The 24,301-nt window shown below is 65.1% G+C and carries 23 protein-coding genes and 1 tRNA gene; 8 read left to right on the plus strand and 16 right to left on the minus strand.

Annotated elements, in window-relative coordinates; all coding sequences use genetic code 11:
• Positions 1 to 136: 136 nt before the first annotated feature.
• On the plus strand, positions 137 to 1,039 hold the full coding sequence (gene iolE / locus NCT32_RS09210) for a myo-inosose-2 dehydratase (protein WP_061120939.1): 903 nt from the start codon (positions 137 to 139) through the stop codon (positions 1,037 to 1,039).
• On the plus strand, positions 1,036 to 1,848 hold the full coding sequence (iolB, locus tag NCT32_RS09215) for a 5-deoxy-glucuronate isomerase (RefSeq protein WP_061120940.1): 813 nt from the start codon (positions 1,036 to 1,038) through the stop codon (positions 1,846 to 1,848). Before iolE ends, iolB begins: the two co-directional genes overlap by 4 nt.
• On the opposite strand, the gene NCT32_RS09220 is transcribed toward iolB, so the two are convergent.
• The 9 genes from NCT32_RS09220 to alaS form a co-directional block, all read right to left on the minus strand.
• Positions 1,845 to 2,543: an ABC transporter ATP-binding protein gene (locus NCT32_RS09220; protein ID WP_061120941.1), complete on the minus strand. Its 699-nt coding sequence runs from the start codon at positions 2,541 to 2,543 to the stop codon at positions 1,845 to 1,847. The genes iolB and NCT32_RS09220 overlap by 4 nt on opposite strands.
• Positions 2,540 to 3,280 (minus strand): ABC transporter ATP-binding protein, encoded by a 741-nt coding sequence (locus tag NCT32_RS09225; RefSeq protein WP_061121000.1) that lies wholly within the window; start codon positions 3,278 to 3,280, stop codon positions 2,540 to 2,542. Before NCT32_RS09225 ends, NCT32_RS09220 begins: the two co-directional genes overlap by 4 nt.
• A complete protein-coding gene (locus NCT32_RS09230; RefSeq protein WP_061120942.1) occupies positions 3,277 to 4,353 on the minus strand; it encodes a branched-chain amino acid ABC transporter permease in 1,077 nt (358 codons plus the stop codon). Before NCT32_RS09230 ends, NCT32_RS09225 begins: the two co-directional genes overlap by 4 nt.
• Positions 4,346 to 5,227 carry a branched-chain amino acid ABC transporter permease gene (locus NCT32_RS09235; RefSeq protein ID WP_061120999.1) on the minus strand — a complete coding sequence of 294 codons (882 nt, stop codon included), beginning with the start codon at positions 5,225 to 5,227 and terminating at the stop codon, positions 4,346 to 4,348. The genes NCT32_RS09230 and NCT32_RS09235 overlap by 8 nt, the downstream gene beginning before the upstream one ends.
• Positions 5,228 to 5,297: 70 nt before the next feature.
• Positions 5,298 to 5,735 (minus strand): thioesterase family protein, encoded by a 438-nt coding sequence (locus NCT32_RS09240; RefSeq protein WP_061120943.1) that lies wholly within the window; start codon positions 5,733 to 5,735, stop codon positions 5,298 to 5,300.
• A gap of 3 nt (positions 5,736 to 5,738) precedes the next feature.
• The gene (locus NCT32_RS09245) at positions 5,739 to 6,887 is read right to left on the minus strand and encodes an iron-containing alcohol dehydrogenase (RefSeq protein ID WP_061120944.1); all 1,149 of its coding nucleotides are present in this window, start codon (positions 6,885 to 6,887) and stop codon (positions 5,739 to 5,741) included.
• A gap of 65 nt (positions 6,888 to 6,952) precedes the next feature.
• On the minus strand, positions 6,953 to 7,987 hold the full coding sequence (locus NCT32_RS09250; protein WP_061121001.1) for a low specificity L-threonine aldolase: 1,035 nt from the start codon (positions 7,985 to 7,987) through the stop codon (positions 6,953 to 6,955).
• Positions 7,988 to 8,140: 153 nt separating this feature from the next.
• A complete protein-coding gene (locus NCT32_RS09255) occupies positions 8,141 to 8,377 on the minus strand; it encodes a hypothetical protein (RefSeq protein WP_061120945.1) in 237 nt (78 codons plus the stop codon).
• A 121-nt stretch (positions 8,378 to 8,498) separates the two neighbouring features.
• Complete coding sequence (alaS, locus tag NCT32_RS09260) at positions 8,499 to 11,123, minus strand: alanine--tRNA ligase (protein ID WP_061120946.1); 2,625 nt, start codon at positions 11,121 to 11,123, stop codon at positions 8,499 to 8,501.
• 202 nt (positions 11,124 to 11,325) lie between these two features.
• Here alaS and NCT32_RS09265 point away from each other — a divergent pair, with 202 nt between their 5' ends.
• A complete protein-coding gene (locus NCT32_RS09265; RefSeq protein ID WP_061120948.1) occupies positions 11,326 to 12,546 on the plus strand; it encodes a CaiB/BaiF CoA-transferase family protein in 1,221 nt (406 codons plus the stop codon).
• A gap of 25 nt (positions 12,547 to 12,571) precedes the next feature.
• Here the strand turns inward: NCT32_RS09265 and NCT32_RS09270 are convergent, their stop codons facing one another.
• The gene (locus tag NCT32_RS09270; protein WP_061120949.1) at positions 12,572 to 12,784 is read right to left on the minus strand and encodes a hypothetical protein; all 213 of its coding nucleotides are present in this window, start codon (positions 12,782 to 12,784) and stop codon (positions 12,572 to 12,574) included.
• 395 nt (positions 12,785 to 13,179) lie between these two features.
• Here NCT32_RS09270 and NCT32_RS09275 point away from each other — a divergent pair, with 395 nt between their 5' ends.
• Positions 13,180 to 14,889: a glutamine--tRNA ligase/YqeY domain fusion protein gene (locus tag NCT32_RS09275; RefSeq protein ID WP_061120950.1), complete on the plus strand. Its 1,710-nt coding sequence runs from the start codon at positions 13,180 to 13,182 to the stop codon at positions 14,887 to 14,889.
• Between the two features lie 89 nt (positions 14,890 to 14,978).
• A complete protein-coding gene (locus NCT32_RS09280) occupies positions 14,979 to 15,953 on the plus strand; it encodes a transporter substrate-binding domain-containing protein (protein WP_086961504.1) in 975 nt (324 codons plus the stop codon).
• Here NCT32_RS09280 and NCT32_RS09285 read toward each other — a convergent pair whose 3' ends face one another.
• From NCT32_RS09285 to NCT32_RS09295, 3 genes are all read right to left on the minus strand, one after another.
• On the minus strand, positions 15,954 to 16,403 hold the full coding sequence (locus tag NCT32_RS09285; protein WP_061120951.1) for an NUDIX hydrolase: 450 nt from the start codon (positions 16,401 to 16,403) through the stop codon (positions 15,954 to 15,956).
• Positions 16,404 to 16,422: 19 nt separating this feature from the next.
• A complete protein-coding gene (locus NCT32_RS09290) occupies positions 16,423 to 16,821 on the minus strand; it encodes an RT0821/Lpp0805 family surface protein (protein WP_061120952.1) in 399 nt (132 codons plus the stop codon).
• Positions 16,822 to 16,965: 144 nt separating this feature from the next.
• Positions 16,966 to 18,318 carry a cytochrome-c peroxidase gene (locus tag NCT32_RS09295; protein WP_061120953.1) on the minus strand — a complete coding sequence of 451 codons (1,353 nt, stop codon included), beginning with the start codon at positions 18,316 to 18,318 and terminating at the stop codon, positions 16,966 to 16,968.
• A gap of 218 nt (positions 18,319 to 18,536) precedes the next feature.
• Here NCT32_RS09295 and NCT32_RS09300 point away from each other — a divergent pair, with 218 nt between their 5' ends.
• Positions 18,537 to 20,105 (plus strand): acid phosphatase, encoded by a 1,569-nt coding sequence (locus NCT32_RS09300; RefSeq protein ID WP_061120954.1) that lies wholly within the window; start codon positions 18,537 to 18,539, stop codon positions 20,103 to 20,105.
• A gap of 73 nt (positions 20,106 to 20,178) precedes the next feature.
• On the opposite strand, the gene NCT32_RS09305 is transcribed toward NCT32_RS09300, so the two are convergent.
• Positions 20,179 to 20,892 (minus strand): GntR family transcriptional regulator, encoded by a 714-nt coding sequence (locus NCT32_RS09305; protein ID WP_061121003.1) that lies wholly within the window; start codon positions 20,890 to 20,892, stop codon positions 20,179 to 20,181.
• A 151-nt stretch (positions 20,893 to 21,043) separates the two neighbouring features.
• Between NCT32_RS09305 and NCT32_RS09310 the strand changes: the two genes are divergently transcribed.
• On the plus strand, positions 21,044 to 22,234 hold the full coding sequence (locus NCT32_RS09310) for an amidohydrolase family protein (RefSeq protein ID WP_061120955.1): 1,191 nt from the start codon (positions 21,044 to 21,046) through the stop codon (positions 22,232 to 22,234).
• Positions 22,231 to 23,535, plus strand: coding sequence for a cyanate transporter (locus NCT32_RS09315; protein ID WP_061120956.1), 1,305 nt, complete (start codon positions 22,231 to 22,233; stop codon positions 23,533 to 23,535). Before NCT32_RS09310 ends, NCT32_RS09315 begins: the two co-directional genes overlap by 4 nt.
• Here NCT32_RS09315 and NCT32_RS09320 read toward each other — a convergent pair.
• Positions 23,435 to 23,890: a response regulator gene (locus NCT32_RS09320; RefSeq protein WP_061120957.1), complete on the minus strand. Its 456-nt coding sequence runs from the start codon at positions 23,888 to 23,890 to the stop codon at positions 23,435 to 23,437. The two genes, NCT32_RS09315 and NCT32_RS09320, sit on opposite strands and share 101 nt — an antisense overlap.
• A gap of 325 nt (positions 23,891 to 24,215) precedes the next feature.
• Positions 24,216 to 24,292, minus strand: a tRNA-Arg gene (locus NCT32_RS09325).
• Positions 24,293 to 24,301: the final 9 nt, after the last annotated feature.

Below are 24,301 nucleotides of genomic sequence, written 5' to 3' on the forward strand. Positions count from 1 at the left end.
TGCAGCAGCAAAGAAAGTGACTGCCGCCCCGCATAGGGGCAGTGCTAATAAACCAATACGAAAACGGGATCCGGCGAAAGCGAAAGCAAAAGCAAACGCAAAAAACCCAGGCAAACGAAAACCCGAGGACCAAACAATGCCCATAAACGTACGCATAGGCATAAACCCACTGTCGTGGATGAACGACGACCTGCCCTCGCTCGGCGGAGAGACCCCTCTGTCTACCGCACTAAGCGAAGGAAAACAGATCGGCTACGAAGGTTTTGAACTAGGCAACAAGTTCCCTCGCGAACCGCAAGCGCTCAAGACGCTGCTCGCCCAATACGATCTCGCCCTCGTATCCGGCTGGTACTCAGGCAGGCTCGCCGAGCGCACCGCCGAGGAGGAAATCGAAGCCGTAGGCCCGCACCTCGACCTGCTCGCGAAAAACGGCGCAACCGTGATGGTCTACGGCGAAGTCGCGCAGTCGATTCAGGGCGCGCCGCGTCCGCTCTACCAACGTCCGCGCTTCTTCTCCGATGCGCAGTGGAACCAGTACGCCGAGCGTCTGAACCGCTTTGCCGAATTCACACTCACGCGCGGCGTGCGCGTCGCCTATCATCATCACATGGGGGCGTATGTCGAGACGACCGCGGACGTCGATCGTCTGATGGCCCTGACGAACGATGCGGTCGGTCTCCTGTTCGACGCAGGACACATCACGTTCGCGGGCGGCGATGCCCTGAGCGTGCTGCAGAAGCACATCGCCCGCGTATGTCATGTGCATTGCAAGGACGTGCGGCCGGACATCGTGAAGCTCGCGCGCAACCGCAACTGGAGTTTTCTCGATGCGGTCATCAACGGCGCGTTCTCCGTCCCGGGCGATGGCTGCGTGGACTACCCGGGCATCATCGCGTGTCTCGCGAAACATGACTACGACGGCTGGCTCGTCGTGGAAGCGGAACAGGATCCGGTGATCGCGCCGAGCTATGCATATGCCGAGAAGGGCTATCGCACGCTGCGCGCGCTCGTCGACGGAACATACAAGGAGGCAGCATGAGCCTGCTGGTGAAAGCATCGCGCGAGGGACAAACCATCGCGCGCGTCACGCCCGATTCCGCGGGCTGGAAGCATGTCGGCTTCGCGGCGTATCGCCTGAACGCGGGCGATGTCGTGCATGTGTATGACGCGGATCGCGAAAGCTGCATCGTCGTGTTGACGGGCACCGTGAGCGTCGAGGCCGGCGACGAGCATTATCAGTCGATCGGCTCGCGCGACAGCGTGTTCGAGGACGCCGCGCCCTATGCGGTCTATGTGCCGCCGAAGCTCGCGGCGATCGTGCGTGCGGAACGCGATGCGGAAATCGGCGTCGCGAGCGCACCCGCGAAGGGCGAGTATCCGCCGCGGCTGATCGAGCCATCGCAGATGAAGCGCTCGACGCGCGGCAAAAACGCAAATACGCGCTATGTGTGCGACATTCTTCCGCAAACGGAAGCGGCCGAGTCCCTGCTCGTGGTCGAAGTGCGCACGCCGGGCGGACACGCATCGAGCTATCCGCCGCACAAGCACGATCAGGACAACGTGCCGGTCGAAAGTTCGCTCGAAGAGACGTACTATCATCGGTTGAATCCGCCGCAAGGATTTGCGTTTCAGCGCGTCTATACCGACGAGCGCGACCTCGACGAAACGATGGCCGTCGAGAATCACGATGTCGTGATGGTGCCGCGTGGATATCATCCGGTGGTCGTGCCGTATGGCTACGACAACTACTATCTGAACGTGATGGCGGGCAGCAAGCGCACGTGGCACTTCAAGAACGATCCTAAGCACGAGTGGATCGTGGAGCGGGATAGCAAGGCGTCGACCTAGCCGATGGAAAGCCAGTCGCCGATGACTTGCTCGTCCTGAGCAAGCCTCTCCCACGCCCCATCGAACTGAATCGCCCCATGCCCCATCACCGCGACGCGCGCATCGAGCATGCGCGCGATCGTCAATCGTTCTTCGATCAGCAGCATCGCCACACCGCGTTCGCGCAGCGCCGCGAGACAAGCGGCCACTTGCGCGAGCACTTGCGGCGCGAGTCCTTCGCCGGGTTCGTCGATGACGACGAGCGACGGATCGCCCGTCAACGTGCGTGCAAGCGCGAGCATTTGCTGTTCGCCGCCCGATAGCGCACCCGCTTTCACCGACGCGCGCTCCTCGAGCACGGGAAACAATCGATACGCGTCGCTCAGCGAAAAGCGCGTGCCTTTGCGTTCACCGAGCAACAGGTTTTCGCGCACGGTCAGCGACGGAAACACGTCACGCGTTTCGGGCACATAGCCGATGCCGAGCCGCGCGATGCGATGCGGCCGCAACCCGACGAGCTGAACTTCGCCATACCGCACATCGCCCGCGCATCGCACGAGTCCCATGATGGCTTTCGCGAGCGTCGAACGCCCCGACCCATTGCGGCCGACGAGCGCGACCACTTCCCCTTCCGCGATACGAAGATTCACGCCGTGCAGCGCCTGCGCCGCGCCATGCCACGCACGCAAATTTTCGATGCGCAATGTAGCGCTCATGGCGCGACTCCGCCGAGATACGCTTGCCGCACGTCACGATTCGCACGTATGGCAGCAGGCGTGCCGGTCGCAATCACGCGCCCTCGCACGAGCACCGAAATGCGATCCGCGAGACTGAACACCGCGTCCATGTCATGCTCGATCACGAGCAGCGTGCGCCCTTCCGTCGTCGCGCGGATCAAGGCGAGCGCGCGCGTCGCTTCCGCGCGATTCATGCCGGCGGTGGGTTCGTCGAGCAGGATGAGCGGCGCATCGGTCGCGAGCGCGATGCCCAGATCGAGCGCGCGTTGCTCGGCATAGGTGAGACGCGCGGCGAGTTCGCAGGCGCGTTCGGCAAGGCCGATGGCATCGAGCATCGCGTGTGCGCGCGCATCGATTTTTCGCGAAGGCAGCCATCGGTCGAGAAAGCCCGATGACGACGCGCCGAGCGCCGCGCAACGCAGATTGTCGAGCACGGACAAGCCGCCGAATACGCTCGTCGTCTGGAAGCTGCGCGCAAGCGTTCGGGCGACGCGCTGCGGCGGCTCGCCCGTGATGTCGATCCCGTTCGCGACGATGCGCCCGTCATCCGGCCGCGCACGGCCCGAGATCAGATCGAAAAGCGTGGACTTGCCCGCGCCGTTCGGTCCGATGAGCGCATGCCGTTCGCCCTGCGCGACGCGCAGATCGACGCCGCGCAACACCTGCGTCGCACCGTAGCGTCGGGTGACGCCGTGCAGTTCGAGCGCGGCGTTCATCGCGCGGCCCTCGCGCGTCGTGTGAGCCACAGACCCAGCAATGCGCACGCCAACGCGATGAGCCACGCACGCGCATCGATTCGTCCCGCATAGAGCGCTTCGACCGGAACGACCACCGCGACGCCCCAGACCATCGCGCTGAACGCCCCGAAGCACAGCGATCGCGCATCGCGCCTGACGACACCCGCGACGCCCTCCGGCGCGGCGAGCACGACCCACATGAAAAAGAGCCCGAGATACATCGGCCACGCGGCGGTCACGCTCGCCACGGCGACGCTGAAGAACGTCAGCAGCACCGCGCCGATCACCGGCCCGAAGAACGCGCCGGTCCCGCCGATCACCGTGGCGACCAGCACGCTCGTGGAGCGCGCGATGCCCACGCTTTCCGATGACACCAGCTCCACATTGATCAGCGCCAGCACGCCCGCGATGCCCGCGAAGAACGCCGACACGACGAGCACGCGAAACCGCACGCGCGCCGGTGCGAAACCGATCGCCGCCGCGCGCGCGGGATTGTCGCGCACGGCGTTGGCGAGGCGGCACATCGGCGTGCGCGAGAACGCGAACATCGCGAGCGCCGATACGACGCACCAGCACGCGATCAGCGCATAGGCCTCACGGAGCGGCCCGAAGGTCCATGCGAAGAACGACGGCCCGCTCGCCCGGTCGATCGTCACCCCGCCCTCGCCGCCGAACCATCCGGGCACGAGCCACACGCACGCGGCGACGAGCTCGCCGATGCCGAGCGTGATCATCGCGAAAGGCGTGCTCGCGCGCCGCGTCGAGATCGCGCCGAACACGACGGCGACGAGCATCGCGGCGCATCCGCCGACGACCGGCAGGAGCGGCAACGGCACGCCGTAGCGATTGAACACATGCGCGGCGGCGAATGCGCCGAGCCCCGAATATACGGCGTGGCCGAACGACAGCAGGCCGGTCTCGCCGAGCAACAAGTTGTACGAGAGCGCGAAAACGATGAGCGTCGCGGTCTGCGCGCTGTAGGCGAGCAGCCAGGATCGATCGAAGAAGAGCGGCAGCGCGAGCGCCAGCGCGAGCGCAAGAAACTTACGCATCTTGCATGCGCTCGCCGAAGAGTCCGCGCGGCCGCGCGGCCAGCATCGCGACCAGCACGAGATAGGGCAGCACGGGCGCGAGCTGCGCGACCGTCAACGCGCTCCACGCGGGCGGCAGCGTCAGGCCGAGCGATGCTGCGATGCTGCCCGCCGACACGCTCGCGCCCACGGCGAAGGTCTGCACGCAGCCGATTAGAAGCGACGCGACGAGCGCGCCGCCCAGCGATCCGAGCCCGCCGATCACGACGACGACGAACACGATCGGTCCCATTGCATCGGCCATCGCCGGTTCGATGACGGCGAGCGGCGCGCCGATCACGCCACCGAGCGCGGCAAGCGCGGTGCCGACGGCGAAGACCATCGTGAACACGCGCGGCACGTCATGGCCGAGCGTTTCGACCGTTGCGGGATGCGTGAGCGCCGCGCGTACGACGAGTCCCGTCTTCGATATGCGCAGTATCAGCCAGAGCGCGCCGAGCATCAGGACCGCGATCGTCATCATGAACACGCGGTAGCGCGCGAACGACGCGCCGTAGAGCGTGAAAAGCGGACCGTCGAGCACGGAAGGAATCGACGCGGGCAAGGGCCCGAGCCCCCATACGAGCTTGACGCCTTCGCCGATCACGATGGCCGCGCCGAACGTGAGCAGCATTTGCCCGAGCGCGCCGCGCGCATGCACGCGTCTCAACAACAATCGCTCGAACAAGGCGCCCGCGATGCCCACGACGACCGGCGCGAGCATCAACGCGGACCAGAATCCGCCATGCGCGGCGAGCGCCTGCCCGACATACGCGCCGAGCATATAGAAACTCGCGTGTGCGAAGTTGAGCACGCCGAGCATGGAGAAGATCAGCGTAAGGCCCGCCGACAACATGAAGAGCAGCAATCCCACGCTCACGCCGTTGAGCAGACTTACGCAGAACCACTGGAGCAAAACGCGACCCTCAGCCGTTGATGAGCGGCTTCAGCGCATCGACGAGCGGCGCGGGCAGCGGCACCGGCCTGCGCGTCACGCGATCCACATAGACATGCACGAAGTGTCCTTGCGCGGCGGCGGTGTCTGAGCCTTGCGTGAAGATCGCCACTTCGTAGCGCACGCTCGTGTTGCCGAGCCGCTCGACGCGCAAGCCCGCTTCGATCGGCTCAGGAAACACCACCGGCGCAAAGAAGTTGCAGCGCGTCTCGACGACGAGGCCGGTGGTCTCGCCCTCGCTGAAATCGAGCACGCCTGCGCGCAGCAGATACTCGTTGACGACCGTGTCGAAGTAGCTGTAGTAGACGACGTTGTTGATATGCCCGTAGACGTCGTTATCCGACCAGCGCGTGCTGATCGCGAGAAAGTGCGCGTAGTCCGCGCGCGTGGTCGGAACCGGCTTGCTCATTGCTTAAAGAGACTCCGTCAGCATGCGTCGATAATCGCCGGCACTCGCCTCGCGCGGATTCGTCTTGTGGCAATGATCCGCGAGCGCGCCCTTCACCACCTTGTCGAACATGCTCTCGTCGACGCCCATCTGCGAGAGACGCGTCGGCAAGCCGAGGCGCGCGGTCATGTCGTGCACGGCCTGCGCGACATCGGCGTGCTCCGCGAGATTCATCACGCGGCGCATGCGCGCGAAGCGCCGTTCCGCGACGACCGACGGCGCGCTCTCGTTGAAGCGCAGCACCGCGGGCAAAACCACCGCGTTCAGCGTGCCGTGATGCAGCGACGTGCGGCCGTTCACCGCGAGCCCGCCCAGCGGATGCGACAGCGAATGCACGCAGCCCAGGCCCTTTTGAAAGGCCATCGCGCCCTGCATGGACGCGGACATCATGTTCAGGCGCGCGTCGCGGTCCTGGCCGTCGTGCGTCGCGCGCTCGATGTTGGCCCACGCGCGTTCGAGCCCGTCGAGCGCGATGCCGTCGGCGGGCGGATTGAACGCGGGCGCGAGAAACGTTTCGATGCAATGCGCGATCGCGTCCATGCCGGTTGCGGCGGTGAGCGCCGGCGGCAGGCCGAGCGTGAGCGACGGATCGCAGATCGCGGATTTGGGCAAAAGATGCCAGGAATGGAAGCCGAGCTTGCGCCCGTCCTCGAGAATGATGATCGCGCCGCGCGCCACTTCGCTGCCCGTGCCCGACGTGGTCGGCACCGCGATCAGCGGCGCGGCGCGCTCGGTGATCCTGCCGCTACCGCCTTCGATCGTCGCGAAGGTCGTCAGTGGCGCGTCGTGCGTCGCCGCAATCGCAACGCCCTTCGCCAGATCGATCGACGAGCCGCCGCCCACCGCGATGAGGCCATCGCAATCTTCGCGCCGGTACTGCTCCGCGGCTCGCAGGACCATCGCTTCGGTCGGATTCGAAGGCGTGTCGTCGAACACCGGCAGCGCGCCGAGCTTCGCGCTTTCGATCACACGATTCGCGAGGCCCGCCGCCGCGACGCCTTTATCGGTGATGACGAGCGGACGCTTCACCCCGATGCGCGCGCATTCGCTTTCCAGCGCCTGAAGCGCGTCGTAGCCGAGGTGGATATGGGTCAGGTAGAAAATGTAGGCCATGGCGCGGGAACCGGTGAGGAATGTGCGGGCATGTTGGAGCGCTGCGACGCGCGTGTCAATCGGGGTTAGATCGACGCGGCCAACGTGCGCACGTCATCGACGAACCGTTCAACGGTCTCGCGCTTCGTGTCCCATGCGCACATCAGACGGCAGCCGCCGGATCCGATGAACTGATAGAAGCGCCAGCCCTTCGCACGCAGCGCCGTGGCAACGCGCGCCGGCAGTTCCGCGAACACCGCGTTTGATTCGGGCTTGAAGAGCAGGCTCACGCCGGGAATGTCGGCGAGGCGCTCGGCCATCAGTTGCGCCATCGCATTCGCATGACGCGCGTTGCGCAGCCACACGTCGTTGTCGAGCAGGCCGAGCCACGGCGCGGAGATGAAGCGCATCTTCGATGCGAGCTGCCCCGCCTGTTTGAGTCGATAGGCGAAATCGGCGGCGAGCGCCTTGTCGAAGAACACGACCGCCTCGCCCACCGGCAAGCCGTTCTTCGTGCCGCCGAAGCACAACACGTCGACGCCCGCGCGCCACGTGATCTCCGACGGATGCACGTTCAGCGTCGCGACCGCGTTGGCGAAACGCGCACCGTCCATGTGAACTTTCAGATGGCGGCGCTTCGCAATCGCGGCGATCGCGCGGATTTCCTCGACCGTGTACACGGTGCCGACTTCCGTCGCCTGCGTGAGCGCGACGACCTTCGGCTTCGGATAGTGGATGTCCGCGCGTTTCGTGACGAGTTCTTCGATCGCATCGGGCGTGAGCTTGCCGTTCTCGCCACGCGCGGTGAGCAGCTTCGAGCCGCCCGAGAAGAACTCGGGGCCGCCGCATTCATCGGTTTCAATATGCGCGAGCTCGTGGCAGATCACCGAGTGATACGACTGACACAACGAAGCGAGCGCGAGCGAATTCGCCGCGGTGCCGTTGAACACGAAGAAGACTTCGCAATCGGTCTGGAAGAGATCGCGGATGCGATCGCAGACTTGCGTCGTCCACGAATCGTCGCCGTAAGCGGGCTCGTGGCCGCTGGTGTTGGAATTGATCAGCGCTTGCAGCGCTTCGGGGCAGATGCCCGCGTAATTGTCGGAGGCGAAGTGCTGGATCGGGTCCGTGGGCGCTGTCATGGGATCGCTGTGATGGCCTTGTCAAAACGAGGCGCGCGAACGGGTGACGTCGCGCGGCCGCAATCCGGCCATTCTAGCGGCTCGGATCGACGCGCGCCGTGGCGCCGATCCGAGCAATGCTGGTTTGCTGTCTTACTTGGCGTCGGGCGCGCTCGCCGCGTTCGCCTGCTGCGCCTTCTTGTCCTTCTTGCTGGCCTCGTGATGGCCGATCGCGCAGCCGCCTACCGCGCCCGCCGTCCCGTGCTTGCCCGCGACGTGTCCCGCCACGCCGCCGACCGCCGCGCCTTCGATACAACCCTTCGCCTGTGCCGCGCCCGTTGCGGCGAGCATGGCGGACGTCAGTGCGATCAATACGATTTTGCGACTCATGATGCATCTCCCTCTTCTCGTTGAACGTGACGGGAGCGTTGCACGCAGTGTGCCTGACAGGCTGTAATAAAAAACGGCCCGGTCCGAAGGGACCGAGCCGTCATGCAGCGGAAGAATCGACTTAGAGCTGTTGCTGAACCCAGCCCATCACGCCCGCGAGCGCGGCCGGCAGATTGGCCGGCTCGGTGCCGCCCGCCTGCGCCATGTCCGGACGACCGCCGCCCTTGCCGCCGACTTGCTGCGCGACGAAGTTGACGAGCTCGCCCGCCTTCACCTTCTTCGACGCATCCGCCGTCACGCCCGCGATCAGGCTGACCTTGCCGCCATCTACGGATGCGAGCACGATCGCCGCGCTCTTGAGCTTGTCCTTCAGCTTGTCGACGGTTTCGCGCAGCGTCTTCACGTCCGCGCCTTCGAGTTGCGCGGCAAGCACCTGCACGCCGGATACATCGACGGCTTGCGACACGAGTTCATCGCCCTGGCTTGCCGCGAGCTTCGATTTCAGCGCGCCGAGTTCCTTTTCCAGCGACTTCACGTGCTCCTGAACCTGCGCGATACGCTGCGTGAGTTCCGAAGGCTGCGCCTTCAGCGCGCCCGCCGCCGCGTTGATGCGTTGATCCAGCTCCTGCACGTAGCGCACGGCGTTGTCGCCGGTGATCGCCTCGACGCGGCGAATGCCCGCCGCGACGCCGCCTTCCATCACGATCTTGAAGAAGCCGATATCGCCCGTGCGCCGCACGTGCGTGCCGCCGCAGAGCTCGCGCGAGAAGCCGAGATCGAGCACGCGCACGGTGTCGCCGTACTTTTCGCCGAAGAGCGCCATCGCGCCGCCCTTCACCGCGTCGTCGTAAGGCATCACGCGCACGACGCCCGGCGCGTTCGCGATGATCTCGTTGTTCACGATCTGCTCGACGCGGCGGATTTCGTCATCCGTCATCGGCGCGTTGTGCGCGAAGTCGAAGCGCGTCTTGTCCGCATCGACGAGCGAGCCTTTCTGCTGCACGTGGCCGCCGAGCACTTCGCGCAGCGCCTTGTGCATCAAATGTGTGGCCGAGTGATTGCGCGCGGTGCGGGCGCGGCGCACGGCGTCGATTTCGGCCTTCACGACATCGCCGACCTTGAGCGTGCCCTGCTCGACCGTGCCGTGATGACCGACGACATCGGCCTGCACCTTCAACGTATCCGCGACGGCGAAGCGCACGTTCGCGTTCGCGAGCACGCCCTGATCGCCGACCTGACCGCCCGACTCCGCATAGAACGGCGTGTGATCGAGCACGACGACCGCCTGCTGGCCGTCCTTCGCCTCGTTCACCGATGCGCCTTCGACATACAGCGCGAGAATCCTGGCGTCGTCGAAGATTTCCTTTTCGTAGCCGTGAAAGGTCGACTTCGCGCCCGAGTATTCGAGGCCCGCCGCGATCTTGAACTTGCCCGCCGCGCGTGCCTGGTCGCGCTGACGCGCCATCGCGTCGTCGAATGCGGGTTCGTCGACGGTCACGCCGCGCTCGCGGCACACGTCCGCGGTCAGGTCGAGCGGGAAGCCGTAGGTATCGTGCAGCTTGAACGCGAGTTCGCCATCCAGTTGCTTGACGCCCTTCTTTTCCAGCTCCGCGAGTTCGCCTTCGAGAATCGACATGCCGTGCTCGATGGTTTCGAAAAAGCGCTCTTCTTCCTGGCGCAGCACGTCGGTCACGCGCTGTTGAGCTTCTTTCAGTTCCGGATACGCCGCGCCCATTTCGGCGACGAGATCCGCCACGAGCTTGTGGAAGAACGCGCCCTTCTTGCCGAGCTTGTATCCGTGACGGATCGCGCGGCGCACGATGCGGCGCAGCACGTAGCCGCGGCCTTCGTTGCCGGGAATCACGCCATCGACGATGAGGAACGAGCACGCGCGGATGTGGTCCGCGATCACCTTAAGCGAGTTGTTTTCCAGATCCGGCGTGCCGGTTTCCCGCGCGGCGGCCTTGATGAGGTTCTGGAACAGATCGATTTCATAGTTGCTGTGCACATGCTGCAGCACGGCGGCGAGGCGTTCGAGGCCCATGCCCGTGTCGACGCACTGCTTGGGCAGCGGCGTCATGTTGCCCTGCGCGTCGCGGTTGAACTGCATGAACACGAGATTCCAGATCTCGATGAAGCGGTCACCGTCTTCTTCGGGCGATCCCGGCGGGCCGCCCCAGATTTCCGGGCCATGGTCGTAGAACACTTCGGAGCACGGACCGCACGGGCCGGTGTCGGCCATCTGCCAGAAGTTGTCGGATGCGTAACGCGCGCCCTTGTTGTCACCGATGCGGATGATGCGTTCGACCGGCACGCCGATTTCCTTCGCCCAGATGTCGAAGGCCTCGTCGTCTTCCTTGTAGACGGTCACCGTGAGCTTGTCGGCCGGCAGGTTGTAGACCTTGGTGAGCAGTTCCCAGCAATAGTGGATGGCGTCGCGCTTGAAGTAATCGCCGAACGAGAAGTTGCCGAGCATCTCGAAGAACGTGTGATGGCGCGCGGTGTAGCCGACGTTCTCCAGATCGTTGTGCTTGCCGCCCGCGCGCACGCTGCGCTGCGCGGTGGTCGCGCGCGAGTACGGACGCGATTCGCTGCCCAGAAACACGTCCTTGAACTGGACCATGCCCGAGTTGGTGAACAGCAGCGTCGGGTCGTTGCCGGGCACGAGGCTCGACGAACGCACGATCGTATGGCCCTTCGATTCGAAAAACTTCAGGAATTTCTCGCGTATTTCGGCGGCTTTCATAGCGTACGGGGCGTGTCTTCGGTTTCTTGATGGTGCCCGCGGGCGGCTCTCTGCGAGCCTTGGCCGGCGTGGCGAGGGTGATTGTCGATTATACGGGATTCGCCGCGTCCGACCGGGCGCGCGGCAGGTCCGGTATCGCGCGCGCGGCGGTTCTGTGCGACATTCGCAGTCCGGAGACAAATTTGAGCGAGCGAACCGACGAATGGGAGCCTTGAGCCATATCCGCGTGCTGGACCTGACCCGCGTGCTGGCGGGACCGTGGTGCGCGCAGACCCTCGCCGATTTCGGCGCGGACGTCATCAAGATCGAGCGGCCCGAAACCGGCGACGACACGCGCCACTGGGGGCCGCCCTACCTGAAAACGCCCGGCGGCGAGGACACGCACGAGGCCGCGTACTATCTCGCGGCGAACCGCAACAAGCGTTCGGTGACGGTGGATATCGCCACGCCGGAAGGTCAGCAGATCGTCCGCGAGCTGGCCGCGCAAAGCGATGTCGTGCTGGAGAACTACAAGGCCGGGCAACTGAAAAAGTACGGGCTCGACTACGCGTCGCTGAAGGCCGTGAAGCCGGACATCGTCTATTGCTCGGTCACGGGCTTCGGGCAGACGGGGCCGTATGCGCAGCGCGCGGGCTACGACTTCATCGTGCAGGGCATCGGCGGGTTCATGAGCATCACCGGCGAGCGCGACGGCCAGCCCGGCGGCGGCCCGCAAAAAGCCGGCGTGGCGATCGCGGACCTGATGACGGGCATGTACGCGACCATCGGCGTGCTCACCGCGCTCGCGCACCGCGACCGCACGGGCGAAGGGCAATACATCGACATGGCGCTGCTCGACGTTCAGGTCGCGATGCTCGCCAACATGAACACCAATTTCCTCGCGAGCGGCAAGCCGCCGGTCCGCTGGGGCAACGCGCATCCGAACATCGTGCCGTATCAGACCTTCCAGACGAGCGATGGCTGGATCATCGTCGCCGTGGGCAACGACGGGCAGTTCCGCAAGTTCGTCGAAGCGGGCGGCCGCGCCGAACTGGCGGACGATTCGCGTTTCGCGGCGAACCCGTCGCGCGTGCGCAACCGCGACATCCTCGTGCCGCTGCTCGCGGACATGGTGCGCAGCAAGGGCAAGCACGAATGGATCGCCGAACTCGAAGCCGCCGGCGTGCCGTGCGGTCCGATCAACGATCTCGGCGAAGTCTTCGAAGATCCGCAGGTGCTCGCGCGCAAGATGCAGATCGATTTGCCGCATCCGACGGCCGGCACGGTCAAGCTCGTCGCGAGCCCGATCAAGATGAGCGCGACGCCGCCCGAAGCGCGCACGCATCCGCCGCTATTGGGCGAGCACACGACGAGCGTGCTCGCCGACGTGCTCGGTTACGACGAGGCGAAGATCGCGCAGTTGCGGGCGTCGAAGGCAATCTGAGCGAGTGCGCGCGGGATTGTCAGGATCAACGAACGCCGGCGCCGATCAAACCGCCCGCCGCCGCGCCCGCGACGGTGCCGATCGGCCCGCCCGTGACCAGGTAGCCGAGCGCGCCGCCCGCAGCCGCGCCGACTCCGGCGTGGGCCTGCTGGCGCGACACGTTTGCGCAGGCCGCGAGGCTCGATACGAGCGCAGCGGCGGCGGCCAACTTGAGCGTCGTGATGGCGATCTTTTTCATGATGGGCTTCCTGGTGTTGTCGTTGTGATGTGTTGTGCTTGTCGCGCAGTCCCGCGCCGTACAACCAGACGCGGTCGATGCAGGCGAGCCGATCTTAAAATTGCGCACCCGCGCCCTTCAACGCGATTTACGTCCGGTTACGGTGGTTACGATGCGCGTCGCCGGGCGTAAACCATGTAACGGAACTCGCGAAACGGCGCGACTGTGCGAATCGCGCGACGAAACCGGCCGCGAGCGCTCCAACAACGTTTCCGCAGCCTGCTCCCGACGGTTGCGTAAGGTAGAATCGACCCAATATTCAAGGCCTTCGTACGTGTTCCGGGCCGAACGGCCTCGATGAACGCTTCCCGAACCGTCTCACGCGCGCGAGCGCACCCGCTGGCACTCTCTTTCGCATGAACACCGATCGCAACGACGCTCCGGCGCCATCCAATTTCATTCGCAACATCATCGAAGACGACAACCGCTCCGGCAAATGGTCGCAGCGGGTCGAGACGCGCTTTCCGCCCGAGCCGAACGGCTACCTGCATATCGGCCATGCGAAGAGCATCTGCGTGAACTTCGGCCTCGCCGCGGATTACGGCGGCGTGTGCCATCTGCGCTTCGACGATACGAACCCCGAGAAGGAAAGCGTCGAATACGTCGATTCGATCATCGACGCCGTGAAATGGCTCGGCTTCGACTGGAACAAGGACGGCGCGGAGCACAAATACTTCGCGAGCGACTACTACGACAAGCTGTACGAGTTCGCCGAGATGCTCATCAAGAAGGGCCAGGCATACGTCGACAGTCAGACGGCCGAAGAGATGCGCGCGACGCGCGGCTCGGCCACCGAAGCGGGCATCAACTCGCCGTATCGCGACCGCACGCCCGAAGAGAACCTCGACCTCTTCCGCCGCATGAAGGCGGGCGAGTTCAAGGAAGGCGAGCACGTGCTGCGCGCCAAGATCGACATGGCCTCGCCGAATTTCAACATGCGCGATCCGGTGATCTATCGCATCCGCTTTGCGCATCACTACCGCACGGGCGACACGTGGTGCATCTACCCGATGTACGACTACGCGCACTGCGTGTCGGACGCGATCGAGAACATCACGCACTCGCTCTGCACGCTGGAATTCGAGGATCATCGCCCGCTCTACGACTGGTTCCTCGCGCAACTCGCGGACGATGGCGTCTTCCAGCGTCCGCTGCCGCAGCAAATCGAGTTTTCGCGCCTCAACCTCACGTATGCGATCACGAGCAAGCGCAAGCTGCTGCAACTCGTGCAGGACAATCACGTCGACGGCTGGGACGATCCGCGCATGCCGACCATCGTCGGTGTGCGCCGGCGCGGCTTCACGCCGGAAAGCATCCGTTTGATGGTCGAGCGCGTCGGCGTGACGAAGGTCGATTCGTGGATCGACATGAGCGTGCTCGAAGGCGCACTGCGCGACGATCTCGATGACAAAGCTCCGCGCGCGATCTGCGTGCTCGATCCTTTGAAGCTCATCATCGACAACTATCCCGAAGGGCAGAGCGAGACGTGCAGCGCGCCGGTGCATCCGCATCACCCGGATCGCGGCGTGCGCGCGTTCCCGTTTTCGCGCGAGCTGTGGATCGAACGCGAGGACTTCCAGGAAACGCCGCCGAAGGGCTACTTCCGTCTCTTCCCGGGCAACAAGGTGCGGCTGAAGTACGGCTTCGTCGTCGAATGCACGGGCGCGGACAAGGACGAGAACGGCAACGTGATCGCCGTTCATTGCAACTATTTCCCGGACAGCAAATCGGGCACGGAAGGCGCGAACAACTACAAGGTGAAGGGCACGATCCACTGGGTCAGCGCGGCGACGGCGTATGCGGCCGAAGTGCGCCTGTATGACCGCCTCTTCAAGGAGCCGCAGCCCGGCGCGGGCGGCGCGGAATTCCTCGACGCGCTCAATCCGGATTCGAAGCGCGTCGTGAACGCCTATCTCGAGCCGAGCGCGCGCGACGCGCACGCCGAAGACCGCTTCCAGTTCGAGCGGCACGGCTATTTCGTCGCGGACCGGCTGGATTCGCAGCCGGGCAAGCCGGTGTTCAACCGCATCGTGAGCCTGCGCGACAGCTGGGGCAAACCGGCCTGATATCGACAGGACCAAGGCGCCGCGCAGCCACGCGGCGCCCTCGATGAATCTTGCCGGACTCATCGCACGCCGCTTCTCACGAGGACATCATGAAGCAGCCGCACTACTTCGCGCAGCGCCGCACATGGGCGCAACGAAGCGCCGCCCTCGCCTCCTTGCTCCTGCTCGCATCCGCCGGCGCGCACGGCGCCATCGCCGCCGAACTCGCCACGGCGCAGGCCACGGTCGATCAGATGCCGCCTTCCGCGACGCTGCGCAAGATCGTGGAAAACGGCGCGATCGTGCTCGGCACCCGCGAGTCGTCCGTGCCGTTCTCCTACACGGTGAAGCAACAGCCGGTCGGCTACTCGTACGACATCGCACTCAAAGTCGTCGACGAGATCAAGAAGCGCCTCAACATGCCCAATCTCGCGGTGAAGAACGTGCAGGTCACGTCGGCGAACCGCATCTCTTATGTCGTGAACAATCAGGTCGATCTGGAATGCGGCTCGACCGCGCATGTGGCCGACCGCGACCCGCTCGTCGCTTTTTCGAACAGCTTTTTCCAGTACGGCATCCGCATGGCCGTGAAGAAGAAGTCGGGCATTCGCGACTACGCGGATCTCGCGAACAAGACAGTGGCGACCACGGCGGGTACATCGGATGAGCGCATGTTGCGGCAGATGAGCATCGACAAGAAGCTGAATCTGCGCATCATCAGCGCGCGCGATCATGCGGAAGCGTTCGCCGCGTTGAAGTCGGATCGCGCGGTGGCGTTCGTGATGGACGATCCGCTTCTCTACGGCAAGATCGCCCAGGAAGGCGCGGCGCGCAACGAGTACACGGTGACGGGCGCATCGCTCGCGAACGAGGCGTATGGCTGCATGATGAGAAAGGGCGACCCCGTGTTCAAGCGTATCGTCGATGACGTGATCGCCAACATGCAGCGCTCCGGCGAAGCCGCGAAGCTCTACGAGACCTGGTTCATGCGCCCGATTCCGCCCGATGGCATGAACCTGCAATTTCCGATGTCGCCCGAAATGAAGGCGCTCTTCGCCAATCCCAATGACCGCACAGTCGACTGACTACAGCGTCTCGTGCAGTTGCGCGAGCGACAGCGTCGTCTCGAACAGACGCGCGAGGCTGCGGCTCGCGAATTTATCGACGTCCGCCGGGCTGACCCAGCGGTAGGCGTCCATCTCGGGAATCATCGTGCCGTCGCTATAGCGCGGAAAATACGATTCGCACACGCAGTTCTCGAGCTGCACTTCGTCTTCGCTCACGCGCACCGCAAAGAGATGCAGGTCCTTGTCACGACGATAGACGAAGCGTCCGAGATCCTTCAGCCGCGCGGCGGGCAGCACGATGCCCGTCTCCTCGACGAGCTCGCGCAACGCCGCCTCGCGCGGGCTTTCGCCGGGATCGGCGGCGCCCTTGGGCACGTCCCAGTGCGTGGTTTCGGTCGCGTGGCAGAGCAGCACGTCGCCCTGCGCGTTCAGCATGACCACGCCGCACGATACGGTACGGGCGGTCATCGACGGCTCTGCCCGTTCATCACTGCTTCTTGAGTTTCCACTTGCCGTCGCTCGCCTTGCAGGCCACCGGCGTCCAGGTCTGCGTCTGCCCCTTGGCTTGCGCGATGAGCGTGACCTTGCGGCACTTGAGGCCATCGGACTCGAACGTTTCGTGCGGCGTGACCGTGCCGTTGATCGGGACCGTGTTGCCCGTGCCCTTGTTGTCCCAGTCGAGCGATTCGCCGTCCTGCTTGGTATTGAGCGCGGTCTGCGCGGCGTTGTTGAGCGCCTGCAGGTCGCGCTGCTTCATGTAGGTGATCGGCGTGTTGTTCAGGAATCCGAGATTCGCGGCGGTTGCGCCCGTGCTCAAAGCAAGGAGCGCGGCTGCCGCGAAAGTCGGGAAAGAAGCGCGAGCGAGCGCTCGATGTGTGATCGGCATTGAATGTTCCTCTTGCGGATGAGTATGCCGCCTGCAGATGCAAAGAGCGGCAACGGCGATTCATCAACTCGGCCCGTAGGGGCGGGTCGCAAGGAGGATAGCATGACGCGCGGCGTTCGGCGGCCCGGGCCACGCGGGCTTGCGTCAATTGGAAGTGGAGTTCATTTCGTCGATGCCGATGCCCTTCTGCGCGTTCCTGTCCTTCGCCGGATCGTAGCCGTCGGTGAGCGTATCGAGGAACGCGACGACGTCCCTGATCTCGGCTTCGTCGAGCGCGGGCCTGTCACCCTTCGTTCGATCGAACGGCGGCTCGGTATTGACGTTCTGCCAATAGCGCTTCGGCAGATCGTCGAACTTCTGGACGACGCCTTTCTTCGACACCGGATAGAACTTCTCCGGGTTCGTGTCGCGCTCGACGTAGAAGCGCACCACGTCTTCCAGGTTGTGATAGATGCCGTTGTGGAAGAACGTCTTGCGCGTCGCGACATTGCGCAACGACGGCGTGCGGAAGATGCCGCAATACTCGTCCTGGCCCGTCAGGTCGCGGCGCTCGGGACCGCATGCCCCGAGATCGTGGAAGTTCGGGTTTCTGTTGACCGGCAGCGCACGATTGCGCGGCACGCCGATCGCGATCAGGCCGAAGTCGCTGAACTGCGGCGGCGAGCCGTCCTTTGCGCGCTGGCTGATGTGGCACGACGCGCAGTTGCCCTTGTTCTCGTCGTTGAAGAGCCGCAGGCCGTGCATCTCGGCCTCGTTGAGCTTCGCGCGGCCCGCGAGAAACGCGTCGTACTTGCTCGTGTACGGATAAAACTTTTCAGGCGTCTGCTCGAACGCTTCGAGCGATTGCAGCACGGAGGCGAACACCTTGTCGTCGCTGTCGAATACATCGGCGCCGAACGCCTCGCGGAAGTCGTCCGCATAGGACGATGCCTTCACCGCGGCCGCGACCTTCGCCGGCGTGCTGCCCATCTCGAACGACGACAAGAGCGGCATGCGCGCCTGGTCCGAGCCATGATCGACGCGGCCGTCCCACGTGAGCCCGCCGGTCGGGCCGGCATCGACGCTCTCGTCGCCTTCATCGTCGGAATCGTGAAAATGGCGCGTGAAGGCGGGCACCGCCTGCAGATACTTGAGCGAAGGCACCGCGCGGAATCCCGGCTGATGCATGTCGTTGCCGCCGAGCTGCACGGATAGCGCGTTGGGCGGACCGAACGCATGGCTCGGGCTATGGCACGACGCGCACGCGAGCTTGCCGGAGCCGGACAGCGACGGATCGGAGAACAGCTTCTCGCCGAGCGAGGTGATCTGCTTCACATGCGCGAACACCTCCGCGCGCGATTGACCATGCGGCGCCGCCTCGGCCGCGATGCGCGTCGCGGCCTGCGTCTGCCCGCTCGCGCCGTTGTCCGCCGCATGGGAATCGCAGCCGCTCATTACCGCCGATGACGCGCCGAGCGCGAGCGCAAGAAGGACGAACGGCAAACGCATCGAAGACATGGACGTGCGGATCGGAATCGAAAGATGCCGAAGCGTATGTCGTGCGCATGTCTTTCATGTGACAAGGAAGAACTTTATTAAGCGAACATTACGCAAACGAAAGCCTGGTTACATCGCTGCGTCAATTTGCGTTGCGACACTGCCCACGCCGGCGGGCAAAGGCTTTTGACGACGACGCCCGCGTCACGCGCCGGTCTCCAAACCAAGAGAGAATCTCAATGAACAACAAACTCGTTTGCGTGGTGCCGCTCGCGGCCGCTCTCGCACTCGGCCTCTACGCATGCGGCGGCGACGATCATCAAGACAACGATATTTCTTCGGTTAAGAACGTCGTCGTGATCTACGCGGAAAACCGCAGCTTCGATAACCTCTATGGGCACTTCCCCGGCGCGAACGGCCTGCAGAACGTGACGGCGGCCAACTCCCGGCAGCTCGACCGCGACGGCAGCGTGCTCGCGACGCTGCCGTCGATCTGGACCGGCCTGACGGCGAAGGGCGTGACACCCGCGATCTCCGAAGCGATGACGGCGAACCTGCCGAACGCGCCGTTCGCGATCGACGATCCCAACGGCTTCAACACGCAGCTCAACGTCACGACGCGCGATCTGTATCACCGTTTTTACGAGAACCAGATGCAGATCGACGGCGGCAAGAACGACAAGTTCGCCGCATGGGGCGACTCGGGCGGTCTCGTGATGGGCCACTACGACACGCCGCCGGACAAGCTGCCGCTCTACAAGATCGCGCAGCAGTACACGCTCGCGGACAATTTCTTCATGAGCGCGTTCGGCGGTTCGTTCCTGAACCACCAGTGGCTCGTCTGCGCGTGCACGCCGATCTATCCGAACGCGGACACGAGCGTCGCGAAGGGATCGATTTCGGCAGTGAATGCGGACGGCGTGTCGCTCAAGACGAAGACCAATCCGCCGCCTTCCGCGCTGACCGGCTCGGCCGACGCGCAGTTCGTCAACTCGGGCACGCTCACGCCCGATTTCTATGCCGTCAACACGATGCAGCCGCCGTATCAGCCGAGCGGTAACAAGCCGGTCACCGGCGGCGATCCGAACCTCGCGGACCCGAGCCAGCCGACGACGCTGCCGCCGCAAACGCAACAGCACATCGGCGATCTGCTGAACACGGCCGGCGTGAGCTGGGCATGGTACGGCGGCTCGTGGGCGGCGGCGCTCGCCGATCGTTCGGTCATCAACGGCGCGGTCAACGTGGTGCCCGACTTCCAGACGCACCATCAGCCGTTCAACTACTTCGCCGACCTCGCACCGGGCACCGCCAATCGCGCGCAGCACTTGCTCGATGGCGGCACGAACGGTTCGGAGTTCATCAAGGCGATCGATGCGGGCACGCTGCCGCAAGTCGCGTTCTATAAGCCGCAGGGCAACCTGAACGAGCACGCGGGTTACACCGATGTCGCGCAGGGCGACCAGCACATCGCAGATCTCATTTCCCATCTGCAGAAGAGCCCCCAGTGGAAGAACATGGTCGTCGTCGTGACGTATGACGAGAACGGCGGCTTCTGGGATCACGTCGCGCCGCCGAAGGGCGACCGCTGGGGCCCGGGAACGCGTATTCCGGCGCTCATCATCTCGCCGTATGCGAAGAAGGGCTTCGTCGATCACACGCAATACGACACGACGTCGATCCTGCGCTTCATCACCAAACGCTTCGGCTTGCCGGAACTGCCGGGCCTGAAATCGCGTGACGACGCGCTCGTCGCGAACGGCGGCAAGGCGATGGGCGATCTGACCGCCGCGCTCGACTTCTCGCAGTAAGCACTGCTCGTCGGCGCTGAAACGAGACGGGCCGCGGCCCTCAAGCCGCGGCCCGTATTTTTTGTGCCGATGCTCACGCGCCCGCAAATAGCGTCGCCAGATCGTTCGTGCGCGCGCCGCTCGCCTGCGCGAGCACGCGCGCCTCCAGTTCGTCGATATGCGTTCGCATCGCCGTGAGCGCGGCAGCGAGATCGCCGTCCTCAAGGGCATCGACGAGTCTTCCGTGTTCGTCCGACGCGCAGTTCGACAATTTCGACGGATCGAAGAGCGCCTTATAGAGTTCGGTCTTCGCAACCAGCTTGGCGAGAAACGCGTGCACTTCCGGCGCACCCGCCAGTTCCGCGAGCAGCAGATGAAAGTGACCCGCGAGGCGCACGCACTCCTCCACGCTTCCCGCCTTCACCGCGCGCCGCTCGGCTTTCACGTGCGCGCGCAACGCGCGCTTCGCCTGCGCAGTCAGCGTGCCGCACAGCGCCGCGACGATGCCCGCCTCCACCACCTGCCGCGCGCGATAGACCTCGCTGATGTCGGCGGGCGTGGGTGAAGGCACGAACGCGCCGCGATTCACTTCCAGCGTGAGCTTGCCCTCGGCGCCGAGCCTTGCCAGCACCTTGCGTATCGTGCCGCGCGTGCAGTCGAACGCGGCGGCGAGCTCGCGCTCGACGAGCTGCGCGCCCGGCGCGAGCTTGCCGTGCAGGAGCGCGGATGTGATCGCCGCGTACACGCGTTCGTCGGCCGACGTTGCGCTCGCGGTTTCATTCGATGATGTGTGCTTGCGTGATGCCATGATGCCCGGTCGTGCTTGCATTGAGTCGCATTGTAGCGAGCGCCCGCGTCCGGACGCGAATCCGGCCTATCAGATCTGGCGTATTTTTGGTTGACCAAACGCTGCTAGAATGGTCAACCAAATCGAGCGACGCACGGGAGGATTCCATCGTATGAAACCATCGACCTGGATCGTCAACGCACGACCGTTCGGCGGTGCGCCGGTGGATGTGCGCGTCGACGGCACGACGATCGGCGCGATCGCGCCGCACGGCGAGCGCAAGCCCGCGCCGGGCGATATCGTCATCGACGGCGCGCTCGCGCTGCTGCTGCCCGGTTTCGTCGAAGGACATACGCATCTGGACAAGACCACGTGGGGCATGCCGTGGTATCGCAACGCGGTCGGGCCGCGCCTCGCCGACCGCATCGAGAACGAGCGGCGCTGGCGCGGCGAAAGCGGCCACGACGCCGCCAAGGCATCGCGCGCGCTGGCGCTCGCTTTCCTGCGCGCAGGCACGACGCGCTTGCGCACGCATGTCGATATCGACACCGATGCGGGCCTGCGTCATCTCGACGGCGTTTGCGCAACGCGCGCCGCGCTCGCCGATGTGCTCGACATGCAGATCGTCGCGTTTCCGCAATCGGGCATGCTGAAGCGCCCCGGCACGCGCGAGCTGCTCGACGCCGCGCTCGCGCATGGCGCGGATGTGCTCGGCGCGCTCGACCCTTCTTCGATCGACGGCGATCCGGCCGCCTCGCTGGACGCGACATTCGCGATCGCGACGAAGCACGGCAAGCCCATCGACATGCATCTGCACGAGCCCGGCGATCTCGGGGCGTTCACCTTCGACTTGCTGCTCGATCGCGTGGAAGCGCATGGTTATCAGGGGCGCGTCGTCGTGAGCCATGCGTTCTGCCTCGGCTCGCTGACCGACGCGCGGCGCGGCGCGTTGCTCGAACGCATCGCGCGCGCGAACGTCGCGCTTTTGACGACCGCGACCGCATCCGTGTGCGTTCCGCCGTTGCGCGAAGCGCGCGCGGCGGGCGTGACGCTCTTCGGCGGGAACGACGGCATTCGCGATGCGTGGACGCCCTTCGGCTCGCCCGACATGCTCGAGCGCGCGATGCTGATCGCGATGCGCTACGACCTGCGCCGCGACGACGATCTCGCCACCGCGTTCGATTGCGTCTCGATCGAAGCGGCCCGCGCGTGCGGCTTCGCGCACTACGGTCTCGCGCCGGGCATGCGCGCGGACCTCGTGCTCGTCGATGCGGAAACGATCGCGCAAGCCGTCGCGATGCGTCCGCCGCGGCGTTTCGTGATGGCGAACGGGGTGCCGATTTCGCCGGAATTCACGCGATGAACCCGCGCGCATCGAACCTTGCGTGGCTCGCGGTGATCGTCGCGATCGGCCTCAACCTGCGGCCGCTGCTCACCTCGATCAGCCCGCTGATGGGCGTGATCCTCCACGCGACGGGATTGTCGTTCCGCGGCGCGTCGATGCTGACCGGCCTGCCCGTCGTCGCGATGGGCGCATGCGCGTTCGGCGCGAGCGCGCTGTCACGTTCAGTCGGCCAGGCACGCGGCGTGGCGATCGGGCTCATCGCGATCGTCGCTGCCTGCGCGGGACGACGCTTCGCCGGCGACGCGGCCGCGCTCATCGCGAGCGCGGCGATCGCGGGCACGGGCGTCGCGGTCATTCAGGCGCTCTTGCCCGGCGTCATGAAGACGCGCTTCGCCGCGCGCCTGCCCTTCGCAATGGGCCTCTATTCCGCATCGATCATGGCGGGCGGCGGACTCGGCGCGAGCATCACGCCCGCGGTCGCGTCGCGCATGTCGTGGCAGGCGGGGCTTGCGTTCTGGGCGTTGCCCGCGCTCACTGCGCTTGCGGCATGGATGCTCCTGATGCGCGCGGACGCTTTGCCTCGCGCATCGTCGGCGCGTCACGCGAAGCCCGCGCCATCGCTCTTTGTCAATCGGCGGGCGTGGACGCTCGGAATCTTCTTCGGGCTCGTCAATGGCGGCTATACGAGCCTCGTCGCATGGATGCCCGCGTACTACCAGCAACTCGGCCGCGGCGTGACCGAGAGCGGCGCGCTACTGGCGATGCTGACGGTCTTCCAGGCGTCGTCGGCCTTGCTTCTGCCGATGGCGGCCGCCCGCTTCGGGCGCGGCCGCGACCATCGTCCGTGGCTCGCGCTCGGTCTCGCCGCGCAACTGGCGGGCTTCGGTCTGCTGCTCGTCGCGCCGCTTGCGGCGCCGCTCGCGGTCGTTGCATTGCTCGGCGGCGGGCTCGGCGGCGTGTTCGCGCTCTCGCTCGTGCTGACCCTCGATCACGCCGACGATCCCGCACTCGCCGCGCGGCTCGTCGCGTTCGTGCAGGGCGTGGGTTTCGTCATTGCGGCGATCGCGCCGGTCGTCGCGGGCGTCGTTCGCGATGTGAGCGGCGGTTTTTCGATGTCGTGGATGATGCTGGCGGCGAGCCTTCTCGCGATGATCGCGCTGAATGTCGTCTTCGGGCCGCGCAGCTATGCGCACGCGATGCGGCAACAGGACGGCGCCCTCAACGCACCGCGTGACATGCGAAGTACTCGTCGAGCAAATCGGTCATCTGCCACACCGGGCACGGACGGCGGCAGTGTCCGTCGTAGCCTGCTTCCTTGAGACGCGCGATCGGCTCTTCGGGCAGAAAGCCGCTCATGGCGATGACAAGGCGATTCGCGTCGTCATCGAGCTCGCGAAGCGCGCGGACCAGCGCGTAATTGCCGCAGCCACCGACGCGAGTATCCAGAAAAAGCACATGCGGACGCCATTCCCGCGCGATATGTTTGAGCGATGACGCGTCCACCGCGAGTTGCGCCGGAAAGCCCTTCAGTTCGAACAAGGACGCGAGCGATGCGCCGAGCATGCGCTCCGGCAGCGCGAGCAGCACGCGCCGCGACTCCGGTTGCAGGCGCGCCTGCTTGCGGTTCCATAGCGAGCATTGCGCCAGGCTGGTTTCGTATGCTCGTTTGTTCAAGTCATTCCTCTTGCGTCGATTCGGCTTGTCGCCGTCACCGTTATGGCGCACCGCGCGCCACGATGACGCATCGGCGCACCGCGGATGGGCGGAACGCTCGCTTGTACGAGATGGTTAGTTTCTCCGATGCGTTGCGGGGCGCGGGATTTGCGAAGATCGGGCACGCGCACGGGTGGAGGATGGGCAGGAAGCGGGCCAGGTGGAGGGCGGGCGCCGATTCGATTAGTGATGCTGACGTTCCGGGCGATTTGCGCGGGTGTGCGCGCGTGCGGGCTTCATGAAAACAAAAAGCCCAGTCGCAAAGACTGGGCTCGACGCAGGCATGTGGCCCGCCCTACACGACTCGAACGTGTGACCTACGGCTTAGAAGGCCGTTGCTCTATCCAGCTGAGCTAAGGGCGGAGAACCGGA

Source organism: Caballeronia sp. INML2 (genome assembly GCF_023631365.1).
GTDB lineage: Bacteria > Pseudomonadota > Gammaproteobacteria > Burkholderiales > Burkholderiaceae > Caballeronia > Caballeronia turbans.